Annotated in this window: 10 protein-coding genes; 4 read left to right on the forward strand and 6 right to left on the reverse strand. The window is 69.7% G+C overall.

The genetic code is table 11. The features are described from left to right. Window positions 1-18: 18 nt before the first annotated feature. The 6 genes from ACFWMR_RS41225 to ACFWMR_RS41250 form a co-directional block, all read right to left on the reverse strand. Complete coding sequence (locus ACFWMR_RS41225) at window positions 19-1368, reverse strand: SPFH domain-containing protein (RefSeq protein ID WP_378382326.1); 1350 nt, start codon at window positions 1366-1368, stop codon at window positions 19-21. Between the two features lie 58 nt (window positions 1369-1426). After that, window positions 1427-1858 carry an NfeD family protein gene (locus tag ACFWMR_RS41230; RefSeq protein WP_378278217.1) on the reverse strand — a complete coding sequence of 144 codons (432 nt, stop codon included), beginning with the start codon at window positions 1856-1858 and terminating at the stop codon, window positions 1427-1429. A gap of 95 nt (window positions 1859-1953) precedes the next feature. Continuing rightward, on the reverse strand, window positions 1954-2769 hold the full coding sequence (locus ACFWMR_RS41235; protein WP_378382318.1) for a DUF3097 domain-containing protein: 816 nt from the start codon (window positions 2767-2769) through the stop codon (window positions 1954-1956). Window positions 2770-2866: 97 nt separating this feature from the next. Beyond that, a complete protein-coding gene (locus tag ACFWMR_RS41240; protein ID WP_378382319.1) occupies window positions 2867-3763 on the reverse strand; it encodes an aminoglycoside phosphotransferase family protein in 897 nt (298 codons plus the stop codon). Further along, window positions 3748-4530: an SCO1664 family protein gene (locus ACFWMR_RS41245; protein WP_378382320.1), complete on the reverse strand. Its 783-nt coding sequence runs from the start codon at window positions 4528-4530 to the stop codon at window positions 3748-3750. The genes ACFWMR_RS41240 and ACFWMR_RS41245 overlap by 16 nt, the downstream gene beginning before the upstream one ends. A 5-nt stretch (window positions 4531-4535) precedes the next feature. After that, the gene (locus tag ACFWMR_RS41250; RefSeq protein WP_016334235.1) at window positions 4536-5111 is read right to left on the reverse strand and encodes a DUF3090 domain-containing protein; all 576 of its coding nucleotides are present in this window, start codon (window positions 5109-5111) and stop codon (window positions 4536-4538) included. Between the two features lie 144 nt (window positions 5112-5255). Between ACFWMR_RS41250 and ACFWMR_RS41255 the strand changes: the two genes are divergently transcribed. The 4 genes from ACFWMR_RS41255 to ACFWMR_RS41270 are packed head-to-tail and all read left to right on the forward strand — an operon-like array spanning window position 5256 to window position 9186. Next, window positions 5256-7196 (forward strand): S9 family peptidase, encoded by a 1941-nt coding sequence (locus tag ACFWMR_RS41255; protein WP_378382321.1) that lies wholly within the window; start codon window positions 5256-5258, stop codon window positions 7194-7196. Then, window positions 7193-8080 (forward strand): S66 peptidase family protein, encoded by an 888-nt coding sequence (locus ACFWMR_RS41260; protein ID WP_378382322.1) that lies wholly within the window; start codon window positions 7193-7195, stop codon window positions 8078-8080. Before ACFWMR_RS41255 ends, ACFWMR_RS41260 begins: the two co-directional genes overlap by 4 nt. Before the next feature lie 48 nt (window positions 8081-8128). After that, window positions 8129-8755, forward strand: a complete 627-nt coding sequence (locus tag ACFWMR_RS41265; protein ID WP_378382324.1) for a class I SAM-dependent methyltransferase — start codon at window positions 8129-8131, stop codon at window positions 8753-8755. 14 nt (window positions 8756-8769) lie between these two features. Then, window positions 8770-9186: a TIGR03668 family PPOX class F420-dependent oxidoreductase gene (locus ACFWMR_RS41270; protein WP_378382325.1), complete on the forward strand. Its 417-nt coding sequence runs from the start codon at window positions 8770-8772 to the stop codon at window positions 9184-9186. The last annotated feature ends 127 nt before the right edge of the window (window positions 9187-9313 follow it).

Consider the following 9313-nt stretch of genomic DNA (forward strand, 5'->3'; position numbering starts at 1 on the left):
CATGTACTCCGAGAGATGTCAGCGCTGCGGCGGCGGACCGCCCTGCGGACCGCCGAACGGGCCCTGCTGCGGGAATGGACCACTGCCCGGTCCCTGCGACGGCGGCCCCTGGTACGGGCCTCCCGGCGGCGCGGCGGGCGGCTGGGCCTGCGGCAACCGGGGCGGGGGCGGCGGAGCCTGCTGCTGCGTGGGCTCCGGGGCGGCCTCCGGTTCGGGAGCGACATTGGGAACCTTGCGGGGAGCGGGCGGCTCCTGCCGCGGCGTCGAGACGCCGAGCGCCGGAACCTCCTTGCGCGCCACGGCTTCCGCGGCCGCGACGGCCTCGGCGACCTTCGGGTCGCTGGAGGTGTCGAACCAGCCCTGGACTTCTTCGTCTTCCAGGTCCGGCTTCTCGACGGGGTCTTCCTTCGGCGGCTCGTAACGGAACACGCCGTCGTCACCAGGGGCTCCGAGCGCGCGGGCGAAGCCTTCCAAGGCCTTGCCGTAGTCGCTCGGGATCATCCAGACCTTGTTCGCATCGCCCTGCGCCAGCTGCGGAAGGGTCTGCAGGTACTGGTACGCCAGGACCTCGGGAGTGGGACGTCCGGCCTTGATCGCCGCGAAGACCTTCTCGATGGCCTTCGCCTGACCCTGCGCCTGAAGGTACCGGGCGGCACGTTCACCCTGCGCCCGCAGGATCCGCGACTGCCGCTCGGCCTCCGCGCTCAGGATCGCGGCCTGCTTGGCACCTTCGGCCGCGAGGATCTGGCTCTGCTTCTGACCTTCCGCGGTCTTGATCGCCGATTCACGCTGACCTTCGGCGGTCAGGATCATCGCGCGCTTCTCACGGTCGGCGCGCATCTGCTTCTCCATCGAGTCCTGGATGGAGGGCGGCGGGTCGATCGCCTTCAGCTCGACACGGGCGACGCGGATGCCCCAGCGGCCGGTGGCCTCGTCGAGCACGCCGCGCAGCTGGCTGTTGATCGAGTCACGCGAGGTCAGCGTCTGCTCGAGGCTCATGCCACCGACGACGTTACGCAGCGTCGTGGTGGTCAGCTGCTCCACACCGACGATGTAGTTCGAGATCTCGTAGACCGCGGCCCGCGAGTCGGTGACCTGGAAGTACACGACCGTGTCGATGGACACGGTCAGGTTGTCCTCCGTGATCACCGGCTGGGGCGGGAACGACACGACCTGCTCGCGGAGGTCGATCCGCGCCCTCACCTTGTCCAGGAAGGGCACCAGAAACGTCAGGCCGGGAGAGGCCACCGTCCGGAACCGGCCCAGCCGTTCGATCACAGCGGACTGCGCCTGCGGCACCACCATGATCGCCTTGACCACGACGACGACCACGAACAACGCGAGCAGTCCGACGACGATGAACACCACTGCCTCTGACAACTACCTTCCCCTTACGTAGAAACCTGTTGCTGTGCGGCCGTCCGGCTCACAGCTCGGCCGAAACGACCGCCGTGGCACCCGAGATCTCGACGACCGTCACCGACGTCCCCGGGGCGATCGGTTCCCCCGCGGTCATGCACCGTGCCGACCACACGTCACCGGCCAGCTTCACCTGACCGGCCTCGACGTCCACTGTGGACACTACTACCGCTCGCGCGCCGATCAGCGCGTCGGTGTTGGTCTTGATGTCCGGTCCCGCGAGGAACCGGCGTTTGAGGGTCGGGCGGACGAGGGCGAGCATCCCGACCGAGGCGATGGCGAACACCGCGACATCGATGAAGGGATTCCCGGTCAACGCGGCGGAACCGGCCCCGAACAGCGCTCCGGCACCGACCATGAGGAGGAACAGATCACCCGAGAGCAGCTCGGCGATGATCAAGAGGATGCCGGCGATCAGCCAGATGAGAGCGCCTGTCATGCGTTCATGCTCCCAGATCGCGCCGATTCATACCGAAGAAGCGAAACTGACGTGACCGACGCGTGACCTTGAGTGACCCCACGCAAAGCGGTCATTCAGGACTCATCGCCCGGGTCCGAGACGAAGTCGATGAGCCGTTCCACCGCTCCGATCAGCGGCGTTTCCAGATCCCGGTAGCTGCCGACGGCCGCCAGGATCCGCTGCCAGCCCTCCCACGGCTCGCCCCAGCCGAGCGCCTCGCAGACGCCTTCCTTCCACTCCGTGCCACGCGGGATCTTCGGCCAGGCGCGGATGCCGACCACCGACGGCTTCACCGCTTCCCAGATGTCGATGTACGGATGCCCGGTGACCAGCACGTTCTCGTCGCGGATCGCGTCGACGATCCGGGACTCCTTGCTGCCCGCGACCAAGTGGTCGACCAGCACGCCGAGGCGGCGGCCGGGCCCGGTGCCGAACTCGCCGATGCGCTCGGAGAGCACGTCCACCCCATCGAGTGGTTCCACCACCACGCCTTCGACCCGCAGGTCGTGACCCCAGACCCGCTCGACGAGTTCGGCGTCGTGCTTGCCCTCCACCCAGATGCGCGAATCGCGCGCGACCCTGGCCTTGAGCCCCTGGACCTGGACCGACCCGGACGCGGAGATCCGCCGGGCCGGGGTCTTCGGGGCGGTCTTGGCAGGCACCAGCGTGACCGGTTTGCCTTCGAGCAGGAAGCCCGCGGGGTTCAGCGGGAAGACACGATGCTTGCCGTGCCGGTCTTCGAGGACCACGTTGCCGTACTCGATCTTCACCACGGCGCCGCAGAACCCGCTGGCCGGGTCTTCGACCACGAGCCCCGGCTCGGCAGGCACCTCCGGGATCTTCCGCTTGCGCGGGCCGGACAGCACGTCGTCGTAGGAATGGGAGCGCACGGCGGACGACGCTAGCGGTGCCCGGGGCCGGCGTCTGCCCGCCACGCCGGTCAGGCGGCCATGAGCCGCCCTGCCGACGTCGATCGCGGACTCGGGTTCACCGACAGAATGACAGCATCGCCTCGACGAACGGGGTCCGTTCACCGCGTTCGAGCGGGCGCATCACGAACAGCGGCGAGAGCGCGACACACCACGCGCGGACCCGCTCGGCGTCGAAACCCGGCAGATGCGGCGCGATCGCGTCGAAGCCGTCGTCGAGCGTGCCGCCCTCACGCATCGGCAGCGTGACCCAGTCGGCGAGGTCGAACGACGGGTCGCCGACGCTCGGACGCGGGTCGATCGCGACCGCTCCCCTTCCCGGCCCGCCGTCGAGGACGTTGCCCGGATGCAGGTCGCCGTGCACGATCGAGTTCCCTCTCCCGTCAGCGGCGAGGGCGAGCGCCCGCAGCCGCGCGCGGTCGAGCGTCTCCATCGGCAACGTCGCTTCGGCCACCGACCCGCGGAGACCTCGCTCGGCGAGCCCATACATGAAGGTCACCCGGTCTTCCAGCGTCTGGAAGCCCGGCGGCGGGGTCACCGCGTGGATCTGGGTCAGCAGGTCGCCGATCTCGGCCCACGGGACGTCCGCCGCCTCCAGCAGTTGCGTGCCGGGATCGATGCCTTCCAGCAGGATCGCGCCGTCGGCGACCTCGGTGGCGAGCACCTGCACGACCCGCGAGCAGCCGTCCCACGCCCGCAGCGCGGCGGCCTCGGACTCGGCGATCGCGGGATCCGGGGTCAGTTTCAGAACCTTCTTGGCGCCGTCGTCTCCGACGCAGATCAGCGTGCGCCCGGTGTTGCCGGGTTTCGCGTCGACGACGATGAGACCCCAGCGCTCCGACAACCGCGCCACCAACGCGGGCAGATCGTCGCACCACGTCGTGACGCCTTCGCCGAAGCGCCTGATCAGGCGTGCGCGGGCCTGATCGTCCAGCACGTTCAGAACAGGGGCCAAGGGATCGCGCGCCAGTCGTCGCCGGGCTCCGGGAAGACCCCCTCGGCCAGCAGCAGTTCGGTGCGCTCGGCCAGCGCGCGGATCTCGAAGGCGGTGAGGTGCTCGCCCAGCGCGTCGCCGAGTTCGCCGTCCAGCTTCTCGCGCAGACCGCGCAGCTTGCCGACCTCGGCCTCGGTCAGCCGCTCACCGATCCAGCCCCAGAGCACCGTCCGCAGCTTCGGATCGGTGTGCAGGCAGATCCCGTGGTCCACGCCGTAGACGCGGCCGTCGGCACCGGCCAGCACGTGGCCGCCCTTGCGGTCGGTGTTGTTGACCACGATGTCGAGCACGGCCAGTTCCCGCATGCCCTGCCGGTTCGCGTGCGCGAGCACCGCGGGCTCGCCGTCGCGATCGTGCGCGTGCAGCACGACACGCCAGTCTTCCGGCAGGCTCTCCGGCGAGCGGACGTCGACCAGTTCCTCTTCGGTGGTCTCGATCCACAACTGCACCATGCCGGGGCCGAACGGCCCGTCGCGCAGCACCGTCGGCGGGATCGCGCCGAGTCCCGAGGCTTCGGCGACCATGGCCGTCGCGACCTCGCGGCCGGCCAGCGTCCCGTCCGGAAAGTCCCACAACGGCCGCTCACCCGACACCGGTTTGTACACGACGTTGCCGCTGACACCGTCGAGTTCGATCGTGCAGAAGAGCGTGACGTTCGAGGCGTCGACGAGCCTGCCTTCGACGTCGATCTTGCCGCGTGTCACCAGCTCCCGCGAAGTCTCCGACACCTCTGTCAGTCCTCGAGGACGTCGACGTCGCGCCGGTACCCGTTCTGGCGCGGGCAGATGTGGCCCGCCGGGTCGAGCGGCTCCGCGCACAGCGGACACGGTTTGCGACCGGCGTTGACCACCCTGTCGGCGCGTTCGGCGAACGCGCGCGCCGCACCGGGGGTCAGGAAGACGCGGACGGCGTCCGGCCCTTCTTCCGTGTCGTCCAGAACAACCGTTTCGTCCACCTCGCCCTCCGTCATCGCGAGCAGCTCGATGACGACGGCGCTGCTGTCGGCGTCCCAGCCGAGCCCCATCGTGCCGACGCGGAACTCCTCCTCGACCGGAACGGTCAGGGGGTCGACGTCGAGGAGCTCGTCGGGCGCGTCGTCCGGTACGTCCGCGCCGAACCGGCTGGCGACCTCTTCCAGCAGTGAGCTGAGCCTTTCGGCCAAGACCACGACCTGCTGTTTTTCGATCGTCACACTGATCGTGCGGACGTCCTCGGACGCCTGGAGGTAGAACGTGCGGTCGCCGGGCTCACCGACGGTTCCTGCGACGAACCGGTCGGGCTGGCGGAAGACGTGGATTACGCGAGACATGGCATCTCTGACACTAGGCCACGGCCCCATGATCGGCATCCGCCGCCCCACGGTTCCGCCCAGGGCGAAACCGCTCGACAAAACCGCGTGTCCGAGCTGTGCCCCGGGCCACCGCGGGCAAAGGGCCGCTCCTAGTCTTCAGCTGTGGTTGAGATCGCCCCTTACGGCACCTGGACGTCTCCCCTGTCGGCCGCCGACGTCGCGGCCTCGGGAGTCAGCGCGCAATGGCTCGCAACGGCGGGAGACGAGGTCTGGTGGGCCGAAGCGAGAACCGGTGAAGGCGGCCGCGTCACCCTCGTGAGGTCCCGCGCGGACGGCACGACCGAAGACGTCCTTCCCGCTCCCTGGAACGTCCGCAACCGCGTCCACGAGTACGGCGGACGCCCCTGGCTCGTGCTCGGCGACGTCCTCGTCTTCACCCACTGGGCGGATCAGCGCGTCTACCGCCGCGACCTGACCACCGGCGAGACCACACCCCTGACCCCGGAGCCCGCGGCCCGGCACGAGATCCGCTACAGCGACCTCCGGCCAGGCCGGACCGGCGAAGTGTGGCTCGTCCGCGAACGCAGCACCGGACCCCGGCGCGTCGACATCGCTCGCGACCTCGTCGCGATCCCCCTCGACGGCGGCCCGGCGCGGGTCCTGGCCGCCAGCCACCACTTCCTCACCGCGCCGCAACTGTCCCCCGACGGCACCCGCGCGGCGTGGCTCGGCTGGAACCACCCCGCGATGCCTTGGGACGGCACGGAACTGTGCGTCGCCGAGATCCGCGAGGACGGGACCTTCGGCCCGCACCACGTGCTCGCCGGCGCGGCCGACGTCTCCGTCTGCCAGATCGAATGGGAGTCGGCGGACAGCCTGCTCGCGCTGCTCGACCCGGACGGCTGGTGGAACCTGCACCGCGTCGCACTCGACGGCGGCGTCACGAACCTCGCGCCGTGCGAGCGGGAGATCGGCGGCGCGCAGTGGAAACTCGGCGCACGCTGGTTCACCCCGCTCGGGGCCGGCCGGTACGCCGTCATCGCGTCGGGCCGTCTCGCGATCCTCGACGAGACGACCCGCGAGGTGACCCCGGTCGCGGCCGCCGCCGACCTGACCACCTGGTCCACCAACGGGTTCGCCGTCCACGAAGGCGCCGTCGTCGGCGTCGCGGCCGGACCGGCACGCGAGGGCGCCGTCGTGAAGGTCGACCTCGAAGACGGCACGGTCACCGAACTCGCGACGGCACCCGACCAGCCGTCACCCGCCTACCTGCCGGCTCCCGTCGAACGGATCTTCAAAAGCGACGAAGGAGACCGGATCCCGGCCTTCGTGTACCTCCCCGCGAACGCCGACTTCACCGCGCCGGAAGGGGAACGGCCGCCACTGCTCGTCTACCCGCACGGCGGGCCGACCGGCCGAGACAGCGCGGTGCTCGATTTCGAGATCGCGTACTTCACCAGCCGCGGGATCGCCGTCGTCACGGTGAACTACGGCGGCTCGACCGGCTACGGACGCGCCTACCGCGAACGACTCCGGGAACAATGGGGCGTCGTCGACGTCGCGGACTGCGTCATCGTCGCCGAAGCCCTCGCCGCCGAAGGCACCGTCGACGGCGACAGGCTCGCGATCCGCGGCGGCAGCGCCGGCGGATACACCTCCGCCGCGTCGCTCACCACCACGACGACCTACCGCGCGGGCACCGTGATGTACCCGATCCTCGACCTCGGCCAGTGGACCGGCGACGGCGGCGAGACGCACGACTTCGAGTCCCGCTACCTCGACGGGCTGATCGGGCCGCTGCCGGAGACCGCGCAGCGCTACCGGGACCGGTCACCGATCAACAACGCGGACACCCTCGCCGGACCGTTGCTGTTCCTTCAAGGCCTCGAAGACGAGATCTGCCCGCCCGAGCAGGCGGACCGGTTCGTCGCCGGGCTGGCGGGCCGCGGCATCGAGCACGCCTACTTGCGTTTCGAGGGCGAGCAGCACGGCTTCCGGAAGGCGGAGACGATCATCGCCGCCCTCGAAGCGGAATTGTCCTTCTACGGCCAGGTCCTCGGCTTCGAGACACCCGGTGTGCCGAAGCTCCGGCTGAGCCGGTGAGGCCGCCCACGACGCGACCGGGCGACACGATCGCCCTGGTCGCTCCGGCGGGTCCGGTCCCGGCCGACCTCGTAGAGAAGGCGCTGCCGGTGCTCCGCGGCTGGGGCGTCGAAGTCCACGTCGGCGAAGGCGTCCGCGCGAACCCCACCGGCTACCTGTCGGCGTCCGACGAGGCGCGGGCGGCCGAGTTCACCCGAGCCTGGCTGGATCCGAAGGTGACCTGCGTTCTCGCCGCCCGCGGCGGCTACGGCTCCCAGAGAATGCTCGACCTGGTCGACTGGCCCTCCCTGCGGGCGGCCGGCCCCAAGACGTTCGCCGGGTCGAGCGACGTGACCGCGCTGCACCGGGCCGTGAACGTCCACTTGGGACTGGAAACGCTGTTCTCCCCCCTGCCCGCGACCACCCTCTTCGACGCGGTGGCCGCCGAACACCTGCGACTGTCGTTGTTCGAGCCGGACGCGGTACGGACGATCACCTCGTCGACGTCGTCCCCGCTCGTGCCGGGGACCGCGACCGGCACGCTCATCGGCGGCAACCTCGCACTCCTGGCCTCCGGCCTCGGAACTCCGGAGCAGGGCTCGGCGCGAGACGCGATCGTGCTGCTGGAGGACGTCACCGAAAACGTGTACCGGATCGACCGGATGCTGACCCAGTTGCTGCGTTCAGGCTGGCTCGACGGCGTCCGGGGGTTCGTGCTGGGGTCGTGGGAATCATGCGGCGACCTCGAGGCGATCCGGTCCCTGATGCTCGATCGGCTAGGCCCGTTCGGCGTGCCGATGGTCTGGGACTTCGGCGTCGGGCACGTCCCGGCGTCGCCGACCATCCCCCTCGGGGCACGGGCCGCCCTCGACGCCGACGCGGGCACGCTCCTGGTTTTGCCATAACGGCAACGGAACTTGCGAGCCTGGTCGAACCAGGGGCATCTTTCGGACATGGATTCCACACAACAGTTCTGGGAAGACTTCTACCGGGACAAGGACCAGGTCTGGAGCGGCAAGGCGAACCCGATCCTGGTGGCCGAGGTCGCCTCGCTGACGCCGGGCACGGCACTCGATCTCGGCTGCGGCGAAGGTGGCGACGCGATCTGGCTCACGCGACAGGGATGGCGCGTCACCGCCGTCGACATCTCGGACGTCGCGCTGCAGCGTGCCGCCGGGCACGCGGCCGAAGCCGGCGCCGAGGGCATCACCTGGGAGCGCCATGACCTGGCGAAATCGTTCCCGGAGGGGCGCTTCGACCTCGTCTCCGCACAGTTCTTCCACTCCCCCGTCGAGGAAAACGGCGAGCGGGACAAGGCACTCCGACGCGCCACCGAGGCCGTGTCCCCCGGCGGGACCCTGATCGTCGCCGGCCACGCGGGCTGGCCGACGTGGATGGAAGAGCCGCCGCACAAGGACGTCCACTTCCCGACGCCGGCCGAGGTACTCGAAGCGCTGGAGCTGGCCGACGGCGAATGGACCGTGGAACGGCGGGATCTGATCACGCGCGATTTCCCGGGACCCGAAGGACAGCAAGGAACGCGTTCCGACAACGTGCTCCGCGTACGCCGCTCGGGCTAGGTACGGTTGCGGGCATGCGGTTGACGCCTGCGGAAGCCCGGTCCCGGTTCGAAGGCGAACGGATCGCGAGGCTGGCGACGGCCGGCGCCGACGGCGTGCCCCACCTGGTGCCGGTGACGTTCGTCGTCGAAGGCGACTCGGTGGCGTTCGCGATCGACCACAAACCCAAGAGCACGACGGCGTTGCGACGGCTGAAGAACATCGCGGAGAACCCCGTGGTCAGCTTCCTGACCGATCGCTACGACGAGGACTGGACAGGGCTCTGGTGGGCCCGGGCCGACGGCGTCGCCCGGGTACTCACCGATCCCGAGGAGCAGGCGCCCTCGATGCGACTGCTGCGTGAGAAGTATCCGCAGTACGAGACGCAGCCTGCTCCACATGCCGTGGTGAGCACCTTGGTTCGCTCCTGGAGCGGGTGGTCCTCTTCTTGAGCTTCTTTTGGCGTTTGTCGCCGTTTTCCGGCGACAAACGCCTTTCGCCGGGCCGTATAGGTCGTTATACACTTTAAGGATGAGACGGAAGTCCGTGAAGGCCTCCTTCCCTACCCTCAAGGTAGGG

The sequence above is a fragment of the Amycolatopsis thailandensis genome, from assembly GCF_042723255.1.
Lineage (GTDB): Bacteria > Actinomycetota > Actinomycetes > Mycobacteriales > Pseudonocardiaceae > Amycolatopsis > Amycolatopsis thailandensis.